The 20,318-nt window shown below is 28.2% G+C and carries 21 protein-coding genes and 1 pseudogene (1 of these 22 running past the window's edge); 19 read left to right on the forward strand and 3 right to left on the reverse strand.

The features are described 5' to 3' along the window. The 10 genes and pseudogenes from xdhA to I4V63_RS00610 form a co-directional block, all read left to right on the forward strand. Window positions 1-632 (forward strand): annotated as a pseudogene (gene xdhA, locus I4V63_RS00565) (xanthine dehydrogenase molybdenum-binding subunit XdhA) (it extends 1,716 nt beyond the left edge of the window). 11 nt (window positions 633-643) lie between these two features. Beyond that, the gene (gene xdhB / locus I4V63_RS00570) at window positions 644-1,525 is read left to right on the forward strand and encodes a xanthine dehydrogenase subunit XdhB (protein WP_195999366.1); all 882 of its coding nucleotides are present in this window, start codon (window positions 644-646) and stop codon (window positions 1,523-1,525) included. A gap of 7 nt (window positions 1,526-1,532) precedes the next feature. Beyond that, a complete protein-coding gene (gene xdhC, locus I4V63_RS00575) occupies window positions 1,533-1,997 on the forward strand; it encodes a xanthine dehydrogenase subunit XdhC (RefSeq protein ID WP_195999536.1) in 465 nt (154 codons plus the stop codon). A 22-nt stretch (window positions 1,998-2,019) separates the two neighbouring features. Continuing rightward, complete coding sequence (guaD, locus tag I4V63_RS00580) at window positions 2,020-3,300, forward strand: guanine deaminase (RefSeq protein ID WP_195999367.1); 1,281 nt, start codon at window positions 2,020-2,022, stop codon at window positions 3,298-3,300. A gap of 59 nt (window positions 3,301-3,359) precedes the next feature. Further along, window positions 3,360-4,211, forward strand: coding sequence for an FAD binding domain-containing protein (locus tag I4V63_RS00585; protein ID WP_195999368.1), 852 nt, complete (start codon window positions 3,360-3,362; stop codon window positions 4,209-4,211). Further along, window positions 4,198-4,677 carry a (2Fe-2S)-binding protein gene (locus tag I4V63_RS00590; protein ID WP_195999369.1) on the forward strand — a complete coding sequence of 160 codons (480 nt, stop codon included), beginning with the start codon at window positions 4,198-4,200 and terminating at the stop codon, window positions 4,675-4,677. Before I4V63_RS00585 ends, I4V63_RS00590 begins: the two co-directional genes overlap by 14 nt. Window positions 4,678-4,696: 19 nt before the next feature. Next, entirely contained in the window at window positions 4,697-5,941 is a 1,245-nt protein-coding gene (locus I4V63_RS15870) for a molybdopterin cofactor-binding domain-containing protein (protein ID WP_195999370.1), read from the forward strand. Window positions 5,942-5,953: 12 nt separating this feature from the next. After that, on the forward strand, window positions 5,954-6,883 hold the full coding sequence (locus tag I4V63_RS15875; protein ID WP_195999371.1) for a molybdopterin cofactor-binding domain-containing protein: 930 nt from the start codon (window positions 5,954-5,956) through the stop codon (window positions 6,881-6,883). A 28-nt stretch (window positions 6,884-6,911) separates the two neighbouring features. Then, window positions 6,912-7,613, forward strand: coding sequence for a DUF6062 family protein (locus I4V63_RS00605; protein WP_195999372.1), 702 nt, complete (start codon window positions 6,912-6,914; stop codon window positions 7,611-7,613). A gap of 212 nt (window positions 7,614-7,825) precedes the next feature. After that, a complete protein-coding gene (locus tag I4V63_RS00610; protein ID WP_195999373.1) occupies window positions 7,826-8,290 on the forward strand; it encodes a pyridoxamine 5'-phosphate oxidase family protein in 465 nt (154 codons plus the stop codon). Between the two features lie 316 nt (window positions 8,291-8,606). On the opposite strand, the gene I4V63_RS00615 is transcribed toward I4V63_RS00610, so the two are convergent. After that, the gene (locus tag I4V63_RS00615) at window positions 8,607-9,428 is read right to left on the reverse strand and encodes a tyrosine-type recombinase/integrase (protein ID WP_195999374.1); all 822 of its coding nucleotides are present in this window, start codon (window positions 9,426-9,428) and stop codon (window positions 8,607-8,609) included. Window positions 9,429-9,729: 301 nt separating this feature from the next. Between I4V63_RS00615 and I4V63_RS00620 the strand changes: the two genes are divergently transcribed. Next, window positions 9,730-10,713: a hypothetical protein gene (locus tag I4V63_RS00620; RefSeq protein WP_195999375.1), complete on the forward strand. Its 984-nt coding sequence runs from the start codon at window positions 9,730-9,732 to the stop codon at window positions 10,711-10,713. Window positions 10,714-10,770: 57 nt separating this feature from the next. On the opposite strand, the gene I4V63_RS00625 is transcribed toward I4V63_RS00620, so the two are convergent. Further along, window positions 10,771-11,196, reverse strand: coding sequence for a hypothetical protein (locus I4V63_RS00625; protein ID WP_195999376.1), 426 nt, complete (start codon window positions 11,194-11,196; stop codon window positions 10,771-10,773). A gap of 139 nt (window positions 11,197-11,335) precedes the next feature. Between I4V63_RS00625 and I4V63_RS00630 the strand changes: the two genes are divergently transcribed. Next, on the forward strand, window positions 11,336-11,959 hold the full coding sequence (locus tag I4V63_RS00630; protein ID WP_195999377.1) for a hypothetical protein: 624 nt from the start codon (window positions 11,336-11,338) through the stop codon (window positions 11,957-11,959). A 26-nt stretch (window positions 11,960-11,985) separates the two neighbouring features. On the opposite strand, the gene I4V63_RS00635 is transcribed toward I4V63_RS00630, so the two are convergent. Further along, window positions 11,986-12,375, reverse strand: coding sequence for a PadR family transcriptional regulator (locus I4V63_RS00635; protein ID WP_195999378.1), 390 nt, complete (start codon window positions 12,373-12,375; stop codon window positions 11,986-11,988). A gap of 219 nt (window positions 12,376-12,594) precedes the next feature. Between I4V63_RS00635 and I4V63_RS00640 the strand changes: the two genes are divergently transcribed. From I4V63_RS00640 to recA, 7 genes are all read left to right on the forward strand, one after another. After that, window positions 12,595-12,834: a ground-like protein gene (locus I4V63_RS00640; RefSeq protein ID WP_195999379.1), complete on the forward strand. Its 240-nt coding sequence runs from the start codon at window positions 12,595-12,597 to the stop codon at window positions 12,832-12,834. Window positions 12,835-12,954: 120 nt separating this feature from the next. After that, window positions 12,955-13,635, forward strand: coding sequence for a hypothetical protein (locus I4V63_RS00645; protein WP_195999380.1), 681 nt, complete (start codon window positions 12,955-12,957; stop codon window positions 13,633-13,635). Between the two features lie 28 nt (window positions 13,636-13,663). Continuing rightward, window positions 13,664-14,449 carry an ATP-dependent Clp protease proteolytic subunit gene (locus I4V63_RS00650; protein WP_195999381.1) on the forward strand — a complete coding sequence of 262 codons (786 nt, stop codon included), beginning with the start codon at window positions 13,664-13,666 and terminating at the stop codon, window positions 14,447-14,449. A 128-nt stretch (window positions 14,450-14,577) separates the two neighbouring features. Further along, the gene (locus tag I4V63_RS00655; RefSeq protein WP_195999382.1) at window positions 14,578-16,971 is read left to right on the forward strand and encodes a DNA translocase FtsK; all 2,394 of its coding nucleotides are present in this window, start codon (window positions 14,578-14,580) and stop codon (window positions 16,969-16,971) included. Between the two features lie 75 nt (window positions 16,972-17,046). Next, window positions 17,047-18,384, forward strand: a complete 1,338-nt coding sequence (gene rimO / locus I4V63_RS00660) for a 30S ribosomal protein S12 methylthiotransferase RimO (RefSeq protein ID WP_195999383.1) — start codon at window positions 17,047-17,049, stop codon at window positions 18,382-18,384. Next, window positions 18,368-18,955 carry a CDP-diacylglycerol--glycerol-3-phosphate 3-phosphatidyltransferase gene (gene pgsA / locus I4V63_RS00665; RefSeq protein WP_195999384.1) on the forward strand — a complete coding sequence of 196 codons (588 nt, stop codon included), beginning with the start codon at window positions 18,368-18,370 and terminating at the stop codon, window positions 18,953-18,955. The genes rimO and pgsA overlap by 17 nt, the downstream gene beginning before the upstream one ends. 171 nt (window positions 18,956-19,126) lie before the next feature. Next, window positions 19,127-20,170 carry a recombinase RecA gene (gene recA / locus I4V63_RS00670; protein WP_195999385.1) on the forward strand — a complete coding sequence of 348 codons (1,044 nt, stop codon included), beginning with the start codon at window positions 19,127-19,129 and terminating at the stop codon, window positions 20,168-20,170. Window positions 20,171-20,318 lie beyond the last annotated feature (148 nt).

Below are 20,318 nucleotides of genomic sequence, written 5' to 3' on the forward strand. Positions count from 1 at the left end.
CAAGCAGAAAAAGTGGATTGAATATAGATGAATTAGACATAAAAGAGGGAGTCATAATAGAAAAAAACTTAGGTGATGAAATTTGTTCGTTAAGTGATATAGCATTAGAGTCATATTATGATAGGGAATTTGCAAATCCAATTACTAGTGATATATCAGAAAATATAAAAATTAATGCCGTAGCATATGGTGTTACTTTTGCGGAAGTTGAAGTTGATATTGAAACAGGCAAGATAAAGGTACTAGAAATTTATAATGTTCATGATTCAGGCAAAATATTAAATAGAAAAATAGCGGAAGGACAAGTTGAAGGTGGAGTAAGTATGGGACTTGGCTATGCTTTAAGTGAACAAATGCTATTTGATGAAAAAACAGGCGAACCATTAAATAATAATTTATTGGATTATAAACTTCAAACAATTTTAGATACGCCTAAAATAGGAGTTGATTTTGTTGAAACTATTGATCCAGCGGGAAGTTTTGGTCAAAAGTCATTAGGAGAGAATCCTACAATTTCACCAGCTCCAGCTATAAGAAACGCAGTTTTAAATGCAACTGGAGTAGCTTTTAATAAAATACCTATGAATCCTCAAAGTGTATTTGAAAAATTTAAAGAATGTGGATTAATATAGGGGGATATATTATGTTTGATATTAATGAATTGAAAGAGCCAGAAACATTAGAAGAAGCATTAAAGTTATTAAAGGAAAATAATAACTTAAAAATAATATGTGGTGGTACTGATGTATTGATTAAATTGAGACGTGGCAAAATGGAAGGCGCAAATTTACTTAGTATACGTAATATTGATTGCTTAAAAGGTATAAAGCTTTTAGAGGATAATACTATTGCGATTGGAGCAGCAACTGTTTTTACTGATATATTTCGAAATAAAATAATAAACGAAAGAATACCTATATTAAGTGAAGCTGCAGTATCTATGGGCGGACCACAAATAAGAAATATAGCAACTGTTGGTGGGAATATATGCAATGGAGCGGTTTCAGCAGATAGCGCACCTTCCCTATTTGCATTAAATGCCTTATTAAAACTTAAAAGTGTTAATGGAGAAAGAATTGTTGAAATTAGAGATTTTTATAATGGACCAGGTAAAGTGAAAATAAATAAAAATGAAATATTAACAGAAGTACTAATTAAGGAAAAAGAATATATTAATAAACAAGGTAAATATATAAAATTTACTAATAGAAATGCATTAGATATATCAATGCTAGGAGTAGCTATAGTTTGTGAGGAGAATAAAGGAGAAATAAATGATTTAAGAATAGCTTTAGGAGTTGCAGCTCCAACTCCATTAAGATGCATTAAAGCTGAATCTTATGGTATAGGTAAGAAATATTCAAAAAGCGTTATTGATAGTATTGCAAATATTGCAATGAATGAATCCAGCCCAAGGAATTCATGGAGAGGATCTAAAGATTATAGATTACATTTAATTAATACTCTAATAAAAAAAATAATGAAGGAAAATTTCACATATAGTGAGGTGAATTTTTGTGAATAATGGTAAAATGAAGAAGATAAATATAAATGTAAATGGTGAAGAATATAATTTAGAAGTCGATATAAGAGAATCTCTTTTAGATGTATTAAGAAATAAGTTATTTTTAACTGGAGTAAAGAGAGGTTGTTCTGTTGGGGAATGTGGTGCTTGTACTGTATTAATAGATAATGTACCTATAGACTCCTGTATTTATTTAGCTGTTTGGGCTGATAAGAAAAAGATTGAGACTATAGAAGGTATATCTAAAAATGGGAAGTTAAGTAATGTTCAACAAGCTTATGTTGATGAAGGAGCTATTCAATGTGGTTTTTGTACTCCTGGACTTGTTTTAACAACTACCTCCTTAGTTAGGAGTGGAAATAATTATACAGATGAAGAAATTAAACGTGAAATTTCAGGACATTTATGTAGGTGTACAGGATATCAAAAAATTTTTATGGCAACTAAAAAGTCACTATTACAAAAAAAATGAACAAATGAGAGGAGAATTTATTTTGAAAAACATATATGGGTTAAAGGGGAATTTAGTATATACAAAGGATTTTGGAAAATTTGAAATTGAAGAAAATAAAATAATTATAATAGAAGATGGTATAGTAAAAGGCATTTATGATGAACTACCATTTGATTATAAAGATATAAAAGTAATAGATTATAAGGAAAAATTAATTATACCTGGATTTGTAGATTTACATTTACATGCACCTCAATTTCCTAATATGGGATTAGGTGTAGATAAAGAATTAATTCCTTGGTTAAATAAATATACTTTTCCAGAAGAGTCAAAGTATAGCAATTTGAAATATGCAGAAAGGGTATATAGATTACTAATAAAAGAACTATGGAATGTTGGAACTACAAGATGTTGTGTTTTTAGCACTATACATAAAGAAAGTACAAAATTATTGTTTGATTTATTTAATGAAGCTGGACTTGGTGCATATGTAGGTAAAGTAAATATGGATAGGGAATGTCCAGATGCTTTAAAAGAAGATACTATGCAATCATTAAAAGAAACGGAGCTAATAGCAAGGGAATATGTAAATAAATACAGCTTAGTTAAACCAATAATAACACCAAGATTTGTACCATCATGTAGTTTTCAAATGCTTAAAGGCTTAGGAGATATTGCAGAAAAATATGATTTGCCAGTACAATCTCACTTATGCGAAAATACAAATGAAATTGAATTTGTAAAGATTTTAGAACCAGAATCTAAAAATTATTCTGATGTATATTATAAAGCAAAGCTATTTAGAAAAAATAAAACAATAATGGCACATTGCGTATGGCTTGATGAGGATGAAATAGAGTTATTATCAAAAAATAAGGCCTTTATTGCTCATTGTCCTACTTCAAATTTAAATTTATCTAGTGGAATTGCACCTATTAGAAAATTAATTAAAAAAGGTATAAATGTAGGACTAGCTTCAGATATATCTGGTGGACATACATTATCAATGCCAGAAGTTATTGTGTCTTCAGCTCAAGTATCTAATTTAAAATGGATTTATAGCAATAAAACAGATGAAAAACTTTCAACAGCAGAGTTATTTTATTTAGCAACAAAGGGCGGGGGAAAATTCTTTGGAAAAGTAGGTAGCTTTGAAGAAGGTTATGAATTTGATGCATTGGTTATTGATGATATTGAGTTAAATATTAATAATGATTTATCTCTAGAAGAGAGAATTCAAAAATTCTTATATAAAGGCAAAGTAAAAAATATAATAGAAAGATATGTACGTGGAAACGTAGTAAAGGAACCAAAATTTTAAAAGATGATTATAAAAAGATTAGTTGAAATTTTAAATCACACTAAAGTAGGTGAATAACTATGGAAATTTATAAACCTAAAACTTTAGATGAAGCCAAACTGTTATTATTTAACAATGAAAATACTAAAATATTGGCTGGAGGAACTGATTTAATAATAAGTATAAGAAAAGAATCAGATTTATTAACTAAAATTATAGATATTAGTAAGATTTCAGATTTATATTTAATTGAAGAAGATGAAAGCTTTGTTTCATTAGGCTCTATGATTACATTTGCAGAGTTAGAGGAAAACATAAAAGTAAGAAAATATTTTAATGTTTTATATGAATGTAGTAAACATATGGGTTCTCCACAAGTTAGAAATGTTGCTACAATAGGTGGTAATGTTATAAATGCAGCACCAGCAGCAGATTCTATTCCTTGTTTAATATCTTTAGATAGCGAAATGGTTATTGAATCTATAAAAGCAACTAGGAAGATAAAAGTAGAAACATATTTTGAAAATTATGAAAAAGAACAAATAAGGCCTGGTGAAATATTAACTAAGTTAATAATACCTAAAAAAAATAATTATAGTGGGTATTATAAGTTAGGTAAAAGGAATTCACTAGCAATAGCAAGAATTAATGTTGCTGTAAGCTTAAACATTCAAGATGATATTATTAAAAACATAAGTATTGCAGTTGGTGCAGCAGGGAGATTTCCTTTTAAAATCACGCAGTTAGAAGGTTTATTGCTAAATAAAAATAAAGCAAGTTTATTAGATAATGATGTATTAAATGAATTAGAACAATCAGTTTACAATAATATTAAAGGTCGTAATACTGCAGATTTTAAGAGGGAGGCAGTTAAAGGCGTGTACAAGCATGCTATAAATAATGCATTAGGGATAGAGGGTGTTTGTAATTAGGGTTTCTATTAATGTAAATGGTATAGATTATATAAGAAGTATTGATCCATCTATAAGGTTAATTGATTTTTTAAGAGATGACTTAAAACTTAAAGGAACAAAAGAAGGATGCAGTGAAGGTGAATGTGGGGCATGTACAATAATAGTAGACGGAAAAGCAATTAATTCATGTTTAATGTTGGCCTCTTCTGCTGATGGTAAGAAGATTATTACTATAGAGGGATTAAGTACAGATGAAATGAATCCAATTCAAGAAGCATTTATTGAAGTTGGTGCAGTGCAATGTGGTTATTGTACACCAGGAATGATATTAAGTGCAAAAGCATTATTAGATAAAAATCCTAAAGCAACAGAAGAAGAAATAAAAAAGGCTTTAAGTGGAAATTTGTGTAGATGTACAGGATATGCAAAGATAATTAAAGCTGTTCTTTTAGCTGAAGAAAAATTAAATACAAAGTGTTACTAATGCTTTAGGAGGTTTTAACTTGATTGGAAAAAGTATAATAAGACCTGATGCATATGAAAAAGTATTAGGAAAAGCATTATTTCCAGATGATTTAGAATTACCAGATATGCTTTATGCCGGGGTTAAAAGAAGTACCATAGCATATGGGAAGATAAAGTATATTAATATAGATGAAATTAAAAAGCTTAATGGAGTAATTGATGTAATAGATTATTCAAGAATTCCAGGATCAACTAGTCATGGTGTTATATTTAAGGATATACCAATCTTAGTTAAAGACGTAGTTAAAAGAGTTGGCGATTGCATTTTATTAGTAATAGCTAATAATAAGAAGAATTTAAAAGAAGCCTTAGAAAAAGTAAAAATAGAGTATGAAGAATATAAAGGTATATTTTCTATTGAGGAAGCAATGAAAAAAGATGCTCCTGTAATAGGTGAGAAAAATAATATTCTATTTTCTGTAGAAATAAATAAAGGAAATATGGATGAAGGATTTAAAGAAGCTAAATTTATTAGTGTAAATACTTATAAAACTCAAATGACTGAGCATGCTTTTATGCAACCAGAATGTACAATAGCAAACTATAATGACATAAATAATACTTTAGATTTGTATATTGCAACACAATATCCTCATTATGATAGGGAAGAAGTTGCAAGATGTTTAAATATGAAGGAAGAAAATATTAATGTTATTAATATGACCATTGGGGGAGCCTTTGGAGCAAGAGAGGATATTAATCCTCAATGTCATGCAGCTATTGCTTCTTATATAACTAAAAGACCTGTTAAAATTATATATAGTAGAGAGGAATCTACTATTTCTCATAGTAAAAGGCATCCAATGAAAATGTACTATAAAACAGCAGTTAAAAGTAATGGAAGGTTATGTGCATTAAAAGCTAGAATTTATGCTGATACTGGAGCTTATGCTTCATGGGGAATAAATGTTATAAGAAAGGCGGCTGTACATGCAACAGGTCCTTATGAAATTCCAAATGTTGATATTAAAGCTTATGCAGTTTATACTAATAATCCTTTTTGTGGAGCAATGAGGGGATTTGGTGCAGCACAAGTGCCAATAGCATATGAATCACAAATGGATATATTGTCAGAAAAACTTAATATAAATCCATTAGTATTTAGAAATATTAATGCATTTCAATGTGGAAGTGAAACTGCTACTGGTCAAATTTTTGATAAGAGTGTTGGAATTAAAGAATGTATAAGTAAATTGGCTTCCATAGATAATATTGAATTATAAGAGGGGAGTTAGATGAATAAGAAAGGTGTTGGTTACTCAACTATATTTTATGGAACGGGATATGGTAATGGATTTCCTGATGAATCAAGAGCAATTGCAAAAATTGAGGAAAGTAGAATTATAAAAATTTATGTTGAAGTTTCTGATGTTGGTTCAGGGGGAGAAAGCGTAATGTGGCAAATTGCATCGCAAGCTCTTAATATAAATAAAGACTTAGTAAAAATAATTAATACTAGTACTAAGTTAATGATGGATTCGGGAACTGCAGCTGCAAGTCGTCAAACATATAATACTGGAAATGCCGTTTTAAATGCATGTAAGAAATTAAGATATAACATTAATAAGATTATAGATAAAAACCAAAAGATTGAAACAGTTTTAGAGTTAAAATTACTTTTACAAATAATGCTCCAAAAGAATATTGCTATATTAGAGGAGGGCTACTTTAAAGCAAGTACCTCTAAAATAAATGAAGATGGTCAAGGTAATCCTTACTGGCCTTATACATTTTGTGCTCAGAGAGTTACTGTTAATGTAGATACTGAAACAGGTAAAATTGATATTTTAGAAATAGTTGCAGTAAATGATGGTGGAAAAATTATTAATCCAACTTTAGCAGAAGGACAAGTTGAAGGTGGATGTTCTATGGGGATTGGATATGCAATTATGGAAGAAGTTAATTTAGATAAAGGAAAAATTAAAAATACTAATTTTTCAAATTATATTATTCCAACATCTATGGATATGCCAAATATAGAAACATATTTTATTGAAGAAAATGAATCAACAGGTCCTTATGGAGCAAAGGGAATAGGTGAGCCAGTTATGATTCCAACAGCACCAGCTATTTTAAATGCAATTTATGATGCTATTAATATTAGGTTTTATGAGCTCCCTGTAACATGTGAAAAAGTATTATTGGCATTAAAGAAAAAAAAATAAGTTTTGAAATGTTAAAATGGAGGATTTTATGGATAAAAGGGAATTAGAGAAACTTAGTATTGAGCATATTAGGATTTACGAAAGTTTTGAGAAAAAAGAAAAGTGTGCATTATGTAGATGCATAGAAGAGTTTGAAAATCAAGTTTTAAATGCAATATCTACGGATTTAGTTATGGATTTAGAATTCTTTCCGAAATTTGGAGATGAGTATACTTTTTGTGATTATCATATGAGTAAAATGGAAGATATGAGAGATAAATTAGGAATGGCAATAATGTTAAAAAAACTTGTTACATTAGAAATAAGAAAAATGGAAAGTGGACAAGTTGAGAATAAAGTAAGTAAATTTTTTATAAAGAAAGCTAATGAAAAGAAATGCTTTGTTTGCGAAAAAGTAAATTTAAAGGCTATGAATAGTGATATTGATATTACTTTAGACTTGTGGAAAAATAAAGAATCATTTAGAGAAAACTTTAGATCGCAAGATTTTTTTTGTTTCAAACATAATAAACTTTTAATTAATTCAGCCAAAGAAAAGTTTAGCAAAAAAGACTATGAAGTATTTAAGAAAGAAATAACTAATGTTCAAATGAAATATTGTAAGGAATTAGAAAGTGACTTAGAGTGGTTTATTAATAAATTTGATTATAGATATGCAAATGAACCTTGGTATAATGCTAAGGATTCTATATATAGAGCAAGGGAAGTATTAAAGAGAGATAGCATTTAATAATTTATAAAGATTAATAACAATTTGCAGTATAGTTAAAAATATATTTTATTATTTCAAGTATTAAAAGTTATTCTTATTACTTGAATATGGTGATTTAAAGGGGGAATAGATATGCCTCCTTTTTACTTTGTAAAATATAGTATATAATTATAACATCAACTGGAAAATATTACGAAGCCAAAATTATAAATGTAAACTGGAGAAATAATATGTTAAAAGAAATGAGAAGAAAAGACAGACAACTTACAGAAGATGAAGCTATGGAAATATTGATGAAAGGTGAATATGGAATATTATCAACTAGTGTAAATGATTATCCATATGCAGTACCAGTAAATTATGTTGTAATAAATAAAATTATATATATTCATGGAACTTGCGAATCAGGACAAAAGAGTGAAAACATAAAAAAGAATCCTAAAGTGTGTTTTACAGTAATTGGTGATACAGAAGTGTTGCCTTCTAGATTTTCTGAAAACTATGAAAGTGTAGTTGTATTAGGAAAAGCTCATATATCTGATGAATTTGATAAGAGAATTGCATTAGAGGAGTTTATAAATAAGTATAGTAACGATTATAAAGAAGCTGGAATGAAGTATATAGATGCAGCGAAGGATAAAGTCTCTATTTACAAGATATCAATAGATAAAATTACAGGGAAATCAAGAAGATAATATTGTAAATTAAGTGGGGAATGAAATGAAAAAAATTAAGAATTGCTTATTGTGAAGATGAAAGTGTGCAGATTTGTTACATGGAAGCTCTTATAAATGAGTGGGCTAAAAATAATAAAACAGAATATTTATTTTCAGGTTTTAAAAGTGCTAAGGAGTTCCTTTTTGAAAATGAAGACAATTATAAAATAAAGGATGTACATATGGACATCCTTTATTTTATAATATATTAAAATTATTTATTATTTCTTTACCATGCTTTCTTAGTTTACTGGGGGTTATAAATAATACTATTTAAATATTTGCTCCATCCGTTTTATAAGGCATAAGAGAAGTCTATCTTGTTACTCATCTCTCTTAATTTCTTCATACTTACTCCAAGATATCGCATAGTTGTTTTTATATCAGAGTGATTTAATACATGTCTAACTAATTCTATATCATGCCCAGATTCTTCATACAAAGTATGAGCAAAAAGTTTTCTGAATGAATGGGTACCTATATTTTTATATCCTAAATAATCAGTTATTATTTTTAATTGTTGTTGCATGTTTCTAACTTTATTAGGATAAATAAAATCATCTTTATCTAAATTATTAGTAACTACATATTCTAATAGTTTATTATACATTACATCATTTAAGTCTCTATTTTGCCATTTACCTGTTTTTATTTCTTTTATAGCAAATTTACTTCTGTTAAAATCTGAAACTTTTAAATTAACTATATCTGATGCTCTAAATCCAAGAGTTGCTTGAAGTGCTAATGCAAAAGCTAAAGATGGATTTGATCTAAATTTTTTTTGTCTCCCTGTGTTTTTATCAGTATATGTAAAACCTTCTTTACACAATTTAATAATTTCTTCGTATTCTTCAACTTCCAATGGTCTAGTTGCTTTATAATTCTTTTTTTTACCCTCTTCTTTTATAATTTCATCATTTTCATGGTCTTTTTTATTATTTAAAATTGCTCCCTCTGTTTTTGGAGGCATTTTTTTAGAAATTTCATTTGCTCCCTCTGTTTTTATATTAATTTTGTGTGTTTTTTCAGTAAACTCATTTTTCTCTTCATATGCTCTCATTTTTTTATAAAATTCATAGAATTTCATCATATCGAGCATTTCATCATTTAAATCCATTTAAAATTTCCTTTCTCGTACAAATCGATTTTGCTTAAAAATAAAACTGCGCTTTTTATACTTTAAAACTGCGCATTTTGTATTTTCGTAAAAATATAATACCATAGAAATGGCTTAAAATCAAGGGTTAGAGAAAAAACTGCGCACATTCGGGAATGTGCGCAGTTTTTTTTGGATTAAATTATGTTAAATTTTCGTAGAAAATACACTTTTTATATGATATAATAAAAATACAAAGTTAACCAAAGTTAACTCGGTTAACTTTGGTTAACTAAGCTTAAGAAGGAAAGGTGCTTTAAAAATGGACGAAATTAAAGAAATTAATGAAAAAATTACTGAAAATCAAGAAAAAATTCAAGATATTCAACCTGTGGTTATAGAGGAAAAAATAGAAACAAAGGGGTTAAAGTTAAAAAAGTCAACAAAAGACAGGCTTAATATGCTACAAAGTAGCTTTGATGATGCTGAAAGTATGATTACTACATTATTAAATCAATATGATAGCTTTATAGTAGAAAATGATGAAAAATATAATGATAGAAAAGGCGAAATTGATAGGTTTAACTTTTTAATAGATTCATTAAAAGGGTGTTTTATAAATTCATTAGAAATGGCTACTTATTTAGAAGATAAGTATGATACAAAACTTAAAAATGAAATAAAAAAGAAGGATAAGGTTATATCTATACTTCAAGATGAAAATACTAACTTAAAAAAGAGATGCAAAGAAATTGATGATGAAATAAATAAGAGAGATTATGAATTAAATGATATAAAAGATAGTTTTTCACGTGTTAACTCAGCTCTTTCTACTGTAGAAAAAGAACTTAAAGATAAATCTGATATAATTCAAAATTTGCAGCTACATATTAATTCGTTAACAGAAATATCTAGTGATAACAAAGAGGTAAAGAGCGAAAATGATAAATTAAAGGAAAAAATAAAAGAACTAAAGGAGAAGTTAACTAAAGCAAATATTATTAATGAAAAAATCAATTATTTAGAAAGTGAAAATGAGAGATTTAAAAATGAAATTTCTATATTAAATGAAGAGAAAAAAGAATACAAAGAGTATAGCAATAGTTTAAACCAAAGAATTCAAGAAGTGTTGTTGAATAAATCAGCTGAAATTACCCAAATAAATGAAGAGAAGAACAAATTAATTAGGGAAATCGAAAATAAAAAAGAATTAGAATTAAAAAATGCTAGTGAAACTATTATAAATTTAAAAGAAGAAATATTCGAATTAAAATTAAATTTAAATAGAGTTAACTTAGAAAAATAAAGTTAACTAAAGAGATAATTTTGATAAGTAATATTTAAACTATAGGGGGATTATCCCCTATAGTTTTTTATTTATTATACTTGATAATCTAAGCTCACCGTTTTCAAGGGTTCTAATATATAGTTTATAAGGGCTCTTAGGTGAAGTATTATCAATTATAAGTTTTTCCTTTGATAAAACCGGAATGATAGAAAATAATGTATGTGATGATTTAGCTACAATAGAAAGTGATCCTTCATAATCGGTTAAACATTGACAAATATTATTTAAATCAATTGTTATAGAATTAGGTGAATTTATAGTAAATGGACAAATAAATTCATCTCTATTTTTAGTGTTTCTAATTACTATGTCCAAAAAAGTATAACAACTATAATCTTTTTTAAAAAAATATAAAGTTAATTTGTTATTACAATTCAAACATTTTTCTAAAGTTAATTTCTTAATATAATGTGTAGGTTGTGATATTGAATTCAATTCCAATTAATAATCCTTCCTAAAATTTATTATTATTTATTTTATGCATGAAAACAGAAATAGATATAAAATAATACAAATATATAATAATATTTTAAAAAATAATGATAATACTATAACTATAATTAACTATTAGGAGTGAGTTTTGTTGCCGATTGCACTTGTTACAGCATTAATCTCAGCGGGTGGATTAGTTTTAGGTTCTGTAATTGGAGCTATTTGCAGTATATTTATTAATAAAGTTTCATTACATGAACAAGTTAAAATTCAAAGAGAAAATTTAAATTATCAGGAAAATTGTAGTGCAAGGGAAAAATATATTAATGCTAATATAATAAGATTAGATTTTTGTAATGCAATTTACCAAAGTGTAAGATCGCTTCAGAAAATGGATAGTTATGAAGTATCTTATTCAATACCTATGTACAAGGATTATCACAAAATAATAGCCTCTTTATGTGGTGAATACTCATTAAAGGAGCTCAGTTATATTTATCAGTTCTATGGAGTTTTAGAAATGAATTCAAAAAAAATTGAAAGTTTAAACAGCAAGGATTTAAATGATAGAATAATAGTCCAAAATTCATTCAAAAATATTTTAATAAAGCTTTATGGTGAAAATTACATTAAATTATTATCAAAGAATATTGATTGTTTGAGCTTTAATGAACTTTATTCTGATTCTCTTATGAAAAAAGGATATAGGGATATACTAAAATCCTTAGATGTGATATGTAATATGGGGTATAAAGGAAAAAGGATGACTTAAGTATTTAAGTCATCCTTTTTAATATATTATTTTAGCATATTAATCATTAAATCAAGGGTGCTTTTGGTTCTTTCTAAATTGCTAATATAATCTGAAATATGGTGTTTATAATAGTATATACCTTCATCTGTAATAGAATATATTTTTTTACTTCTCTTATTTAAAAATTCATCACCTGTCCATTTGCTAATTACGTAACCCTTCTCTTCTAAATCGTAAAATGTTTCATAAATAGTACTTGATGATACTGGAAAAGGTAAATTAGAAGTTTGAAATACATCTCTAAATGTTTCTAGAACCTTGTTACCGAACATTACTTCTCCCTTAGCTAATTCTTTTAATATATAAAACGAATATAGCATCTTTGTGTTTACTACATTTCTTGGTGCTACTAATCTATTTCTATTTGAACTCATTTAATCACTCCTTTTTTTATAAGAATATTTATTAATTTGCTATCTTAAAATCATATTTATATAAGCTATTTCAATACTTGAGCCGAGTAAGTTTACTTATTAATGATAACAAAAATTATTAACAGTGTCCATTCTAAAAAGAATCTTGCGAAATGTAGAACCATAAAATGAGAAATTGAATACTATATATTAAAGTACCAATGATAGGAGATGAGAAACATGTCAAAGAAGTGTTGTAGAAGAAACTGCTGTTGTAGAAACAATTGTTGCTGTCAACCATGTTGTAATCAATGTTGCAATCAATGTTGCAATCAATGGAACAATAGCGGATGCGGATTCGGAGGATGTGGTGGAGGATTCGGAGGCTTTGGTAACGGCTGTGGTGGCTTTGGCGGCTGCGGTGGTGGCTGGGCATGGTGGATAATTATACTATTATTCTTCTGTGGAGGATGCTGGTAATTCATGGCTAGGTGTACTAAAAAGTGTATTGACTTTTTAGTACACTTTTTTATTTATTATAAATTAATTTTTGCATTATGGGAAAACTATTTTTGAAAGAAACTCTAGAGGTGTTGTTACATGCGAAAAAATTTTTTCTTATTTAACTTAATATTAACTATATTACTAACTTTAAATAGTAATTTAGTATATTCAGAACCTAATGAGAGTAAGGAAGGAGAATTACAAGAAAATAGTGAGGGTGAGCCATATAGAAAGCTAGAAGATGTAAAAAAGGAGTTAAAGGAGGAACGTCACAAAGTTGATCAGCAAAGATTAGATGATATCAGAAAGAAGGAAGAAGAAAAAAAGGCAAATGAAATTGAAAATGGTGAAAGTATACCAGAAAAAACTACAGAAGAAAAAAAGCAAAATGATACTAAAAAAGAAAATGAAGCAATTCCTAAATTAATAGTTAGATTAAGAGGGAAACATTCTACTAAATACTTATGTAGTTATAATTTTACTATAACAAATGAAAATACAGAAAGTGAACTTGCTGGTAGTAATTATGATGATTATACGGTTTTATTAAAGAAATCTTCATTAAAGGTAAGACCTGGCGAATTAATAAATTTTGAGTTTAGTGAGAAACCCAAAAAAATTCGTGCATATATATGGGATGATGAAATAACTGAATTAGAAATGACTAGAGGAAGTATTAGGGTTCCTAATTATGATAAAAAAATTGTAGTTGGAATTGAAGGAACATATAAAAATGGAAAAATACTTTATGCTGTAGTTTTAGATATAAGAGGGTAAATGCAAAAAATAGTAGGAGGATAAGATTATGGATGTTAATTATAATGTTACATATACAAATGAAAATGAATTGAAGTGTACTGGAAAAGTGAACAATGAAAATGAAGTTGGGAATGAGAGTGAAAAAAGAGAAGAAGAAAATTTGAAAAAGGATCAAGCAAAACTATCCGAAATTAAGGAACTAGGAAACACTAATATGACTGGACCAGATCAAAGTATTCAAATACTACCTATTATCGGTCAGGTTGAAGGGCATGTTGTGTTACCACCACAAACAAAATCAACTAAATATGAACATTTAATTCCACAATTAATTTCAATGGAACAAAACGAAAAAGTTAAAGGTGTGTTAATTGTTTTAAACACAGTAGGAGGAGATGTTGAAGCAGGATTGGCTATAGCGGAAATGATTTATTCATTATCAAAACCAACAGTTTCTATTGTAATAGGTGGAGGACATTCTATTGGAGTTCCACTAGCAACATCTGCAGATTATTCTTTTATTACTCCATCAGCAACTATGATTGTGCACCCTGTTAGAATGAATGGGTTTGTAATAGGTGTAGCTCAAACTTTCCATTATTTTAAAAAAATGCAAGAAAGAATTAATAATTTTATTGTAAGAACTTCGAAAATTGATAAAGATGAATTAGAAAGAATGATGTTAAAGTCAGATGAGTTGTTGAATGATATGGGAACAATGCTTATTGGAGAACAAGCAGTTGAGTGTGGATTAATTGATAAGGTTGGAGGCATAAAAGAAGCATTGGATAAATTGAATGAATTAATAAAGCAAAAGGAAGAGGAAAAATAAAATAAGAAAATAATGAAAAGAAATTCCATATAGGAGTTTCTTTTTTGTTTGAAATATGTTTAAAATATTTATAGGCTATAATATAATAAAATTTACTAAAATGATGTTTTGATTACAGAGGTGATTTGATGGGAACGGGCAGTAAAAAGAAGAATACTAGTAAAAAGAAAAAAGATTCATCTATTGAAAAGAAAGGAGATATCAAAGCTATAATATATGTTGCTGTAGGAATATTATTGTGTTTTTCAACATATACAGATTTAGCTGGGATTTTATCTATATTTACACGAAAAGTAATGTATCATTTTATTGGAGTAGTTGTTTATATAATTCCGATATATTTAATATATTTTGGTATAGATACAATAAAGTCAAAGGGGACCATAAAATATTCCAGGAGGTTTTTTAGTATTACGTTAATGGCTATAGTAATTTGGTTATTTTGTAGTACTATTTCTATTAATTTTGCTATAGGGGAAGGAATTAGTGAAGGATTTATAGATACAATTAGAGAAATGAAATTTTCAACTAACTATAGCATTCACGGAGGTTTCTTAGGTTTTATAATAGCCTATCCTTTATCTATGTTAATAGGATACATAGGAAGTTACATATTATATATTACGTTATTCATTATAGGAAGTATCTTGTTGATGGATATAACATTATATGATATTTATGTTAAGAGTAAGAGTTTAATAAATGGGTTTGTAGGAACAGGAAAAAGCAATGATAAAGAACAAAAAAGTAAAATTTCTAAGAAGTCAGAGAGAAAAGTTACTAATGATACTATTGAGGTTATTGTTCCAGAAAACGATAATAGAGAGAAAGAAGATTTTATTAAAGGGATAAATAACAAAATACAAATTCTGGATTTTATGAGAAATTCTGAATTGCAAGAGGTAAATCCTCTTCAAGACTTTAATTTAGACAAAGATTTTTCAAGTGATTTTGGACAGCAAGAAGAATATATAGTGCCTAAAGGAACTGAAAGTAAAAAGATAAACAAGAATTTATCTCATGATGATAAAGAAGTTGTAAGTAAGGAAATTGAGGAATCTTTAAATGAATTAGATGAGGTACAAAAAAAGGAATATGCTTTTCCTACAATGGATTTATTAAATGTAAATTCTAAATTAAAGCTTAAAAATGAAGATAAAAAGGACTTAATAGATAATGCAAATAAACTTGAAGAAACTCTTTCTAACTTTGGAGTAGAAGCAAAAGTAGTACAAGTTACCAAGGGACCTTCTGTTACAAGATTTGAATTACAACCAAGTCCGGGTGTTAAGGTTTCTAAAATAGTTAACCTTCAAGATGACATTGCTTTAGGTTTAGCAGCAAATGGTGTTAGAATGGAAGCTCCAATTCCAGGTAAAGCAGCCATTGGTATAGAGGTTCCTAATAAGAAGCAATCTCCAGTATTTTTAAGAGAAGTATTAGATTCTAAGGAATTTACTAATACATCAAAAAATTTAGCTTTTGCATTGGGAAAAGACATTACAGGCAAGTGTATAGTTGGTGATTTGAGTAAAATGCCACATATGTTAATTGCAGGTGCTACAGGATCAGGTAAGTCAGTGTGTATAAATTCTCTTATAATTAGTTTATTATATAAGTATTCACCAGAGCAGGTTAAATTACTTATGGTTGATCCTAAGGTTGTTGAATTAAGTGTTTATAATGGAATACCACATTTATTAATACCTGTTGTTACAGATCCAAAGAAGGCAGCGGGGGCATTAAATTGGGCAGTAAATGAAATGAATAAAAGATATAATTTATTCTCTCAAATGAAAGTTAAAAATATCGAATCGTATAATAAACTATATGAAAAAGATGAAATACAAGAAAAGCTACCTTATATAGTAGTAATAGTAGATGAACTTGCAGACTTAATGATGGCATGTCCTAATGATGTTGAAGATTATATCTGTAGATTAGCTCAAATGGCTAGAGCTGCTGGCATGCATTTAATAATTGCTACTCAAAGACCGTCTGTTGATGTTATTACTGGAGTAATTAAAGCAAATATTCCGTCAAGAGTATCATTTGCGGTTTCTTCAGGAACTGACTCAAGAACTATACTAGACCAAGTTGGAGCCGAAAAACTTTTAGGAAGAGGGGATATGTTGTATTATCCAATAGGTGAAAATAAACCTTTAAGAGTTCAAGGAGCATTCATTTCAGAAGAGGAAGTTGAAAATGTAGTTGAATATATTAAGAATTCTGAAGATGATGTTGACTATTCTGAAGATATTATAAATCATATAAATAGTGAATCGAGTACTGAGAGTGCAATGAGCAGTAGTGATACTGATGAATTGCTAGAAGAAGCAATGAAATTAGTTATTGATTATCAACAAGCATCAACATCTTTTCTTCAAAGAAAATTAAGAGTAGGATTTAATAGAGCATCTAGAATTATGGATGAACTAGAAGAACATGGCATAATATCGGAAAAAGATGGAAGCAGACCAAGACAGGTATTGGTTGGTAAAGAAGATAGATATAACGAATAACAATATAAAATACTTGTAAATATGAGATAGTTAAATTAAAATAAGTATTATTATTTATACTTAGGAGGAAAAAAGTTGAGTAAATATAAAGTTGGAATGGTTAGTTTGGGATGCGATAAAAATAGGGTAGACTCCGAATTAATCTTAGGAGCTATAAATAAACATTATGAAATTACAAATAACGCTAAGGAAGCCGATATAATTATAGTAAATACATGCGGATTTATAGAAAGTGCAAAGCAAGAATCTATTGATACTATTTTAGAAATGGCTGAGTACAAAAATAAATATAAATGTAAAATGTTAATTGCTACTGGTTGCTTAACACAAAGATATGGTGATGAATTATTAGAGTTAATTCCTGAGATAGATATATTAATGGGAGTTAATGATTATATGAAGTTACACAGATTAATCTTAGATTTCATCAAAGATCATAAGAGAATATCATCAGCAGCTTACAGTGATGAAGGGGTTAATGAAGGTATTAGATTATTAACAACTAAACAGCATACAGCTTATGTTAGAATAGCAGAAGGATGTAATAATTTTTGTACTTATTGTATAATCCCTAAAATAAGAGGAAAATTTAGAAGTAGACTAGAAAAGAATATTTTAGATGAAGTAAATCTTTTAGTTAATAATGGAGTAAAAGAAATAATACTAATAGCGCAAGATTTAACTGATTACGGTGTTGATATTTATGGTAAAAGAATGCTTCATGATTTAGTTAGAAAAATTTCTTTAATCGATGGAGTAGAATGGATTAGACTACTATACTGTTATCCAGAAGAAATTACTGATGAGTTAATTGAAGAAATTGCAAGTAACAATAAGGTTGTTAAGTATTTAGATTTACCTATTCAGCATATAAGTAGTAAAGTGTTAAAGCAAATGGGGAGAAGAACTAATAAGGAAACTATAATTAATAAAATAGAAACATTAAGAAACAAGGTTCCTAATATAGCATTAAGAACATCTCTAATAGTAGGATTTCCAGGAGAAACAAATGAAGAATTTAATGAATTAGCAACGTTCCTAAGAGATTATAAGCTTGAAAATGTAGGAGTATTTTCATATTCACAAGAAGAAGGTACACCAGCAGCAATAATGGATGGTCAAATAGATGAGGATATAAAGAAAGAACGTCAAAATGCATTAATGGCTATTCAAAGAGAAGTTGTTAAAGAACAAATTAAATTGAAAATAGGAAATATTTATGATACTATAATAGATAGCAACAATGGAGAATATTTCATTGGTAGAAATTACGAAATGGCTCCAGAAATCGATGGGCTTATCTATATTAAGAAGCATAGCGGATTAAGTATAGGCGATATAATAAAAGTTAAGATTACTGATGTTATGGAGTACGATTTAATAGGGGAGATTTTTGATGAACTTAGCAAATAAATTGACAATGATTAGAATATTTCTAGTTCCAGTATTTTTAGTTTTTATAGCAGTAAGGGATATTCCATATGGTTCAGTAGTTGCAACAGCGGTATTTATAATTGCATCAATTACTGATCAACTTGATGGTCATATAGCTAGAAGTAGAAATCAAATAACTAATTTTGGGAAATTTATGGATCCATTAGCAGATAAATTGCTAGTTACAGCGGCATTAATTTCATTGGTTGAATTAAATATGATACCTGGCTGGGCTGTTGTAATAATAATTGCAAGGGAATTTGCAGTTTCTGGTCTTAGAACATTAGCTGCATCAGATGGTATTGTAATTGCTGCAAGCTGGTGGGGAAAGATAAAGACCGTAACTCAAATGGCTGCAATTATAACATTATTAGTAGAAGTTAATATTGGATCATCACAAGCAGCAATTGATTTTGTAAGTAATAATGCATTTTTAAATGGATTCTTTACTTATATTCCTAATATTTTATTAATATTAGCTGTAATAATTACAATAATTTCAGGTGTAGATTATTTTATTAAAAATAAGGCAGCAATTTCTATGAAATAAAGTTTAATAATGAAATAAATTGGTTATAATTCAAAGAGTTCCTTCTATATAAAAAAATGTATAGAAAGGACTCTTTTTTCAATAAAAATTATAATATATGTTGACTACAAATAAATAATACTTTATAATTAAAAACATAAGAACAAATGTTCATGAAAGGGTGATTATTTAATGGCAAACATTGATGAAAATAAGTTAAAAGCAATTGAGAATGCGATGAGTCAAATTGAGAAACAATTTGGTAAAGGGTCTATAATGAAGTTAGGTGAACATAGCACTTTAAATGTAGACTCAATTTCTACCGGATGCCTTGATTTGGACATAGCTCTTGGAATTGGAGGAGTACCAAGAGGTAGAATCATTGAAATATATGGACCAGAAAGTTCTGGTAAAACTACTGTTGCATTACATATTGCAGCTGAAGCTCAAAAGTTAGGAGGAGCTGTTGCTTTCGTAGATGCTGAGCATGCATTAGATCCAAGTTATGCTAGAAATCTTGGTGTTGATACAGAAAATCTTATAGTATCTCAACCGGATACAGGAGAACAAGGTCTTGAAATAGCAGAAGCGTTAGTTAGATCTGGAGCAATAGATGTACTTGTAGTTGACTCAGTAGCAGCTTTAGTGCCAAGGGCTGAAATCGAAGGAGAAATGGGTGATTCTCACGTAGGGTTACAAGCAAGATTAATGTCACAAGCTTTAAGAAAATTAACAGGTACTATAAATAAATCTAAATGTGTTGTTGTTTTCATTAACCAATTAAGAGAAAAGGTTGGGATTATGTTCGGAAATCCAGAAACAACAACGGGGGGAAGAGCTCTTAAGTTCTATTCAAGTATAAGAATGGATGTTAGAAGAATAGATTCAATAAAGCAAGGTGATGAAATTGTTGGTAACAGAACAAGAGTAAAAATCATGAAGAATAAAGTAGCACCTCCATTTAAACAAGCTGAATTTGACATAATGTATAATGAAGGTATATCAAGAACAGGAAATATCGTTGATGTTGGGGTTAAAGAAAATATTGTTCAAAAGAGTGGAGCTTGGTTCTCTTATGGGGATGTAAGATTAGGCCAAGGAAGAGAAAATGCAAAACAATATTTAAAAGATAATCCTGAAATTGCTCTTGAAATAGAAAATAAAATTAGAAGCAAGTATGAGTTACCATTAATGGTAGATAAAACTAAAGGCGAAACTAAAAAAGCTAGTGAATAAATAGTATTTAAAGATATGTAGTGTTTATAAACTACATATCTTTTTTAATATAAATAAATAAATAGGAAATACTATTAATGAAATATTTTTAAGCAAGTTAGTGTGTATCATAGCAAACAACTAATCTTGACATATTTTTGTTTATAAG

The sequence above is a fragment of the Clostridium sp. 1001271B_151109_B4 genome (genome assembly GCF_015670405.1).
Classification (GTDB): Bacteria; Bacillota; Clostridia; order Clostridiales; family Clostridiaceae; genus Clostridium.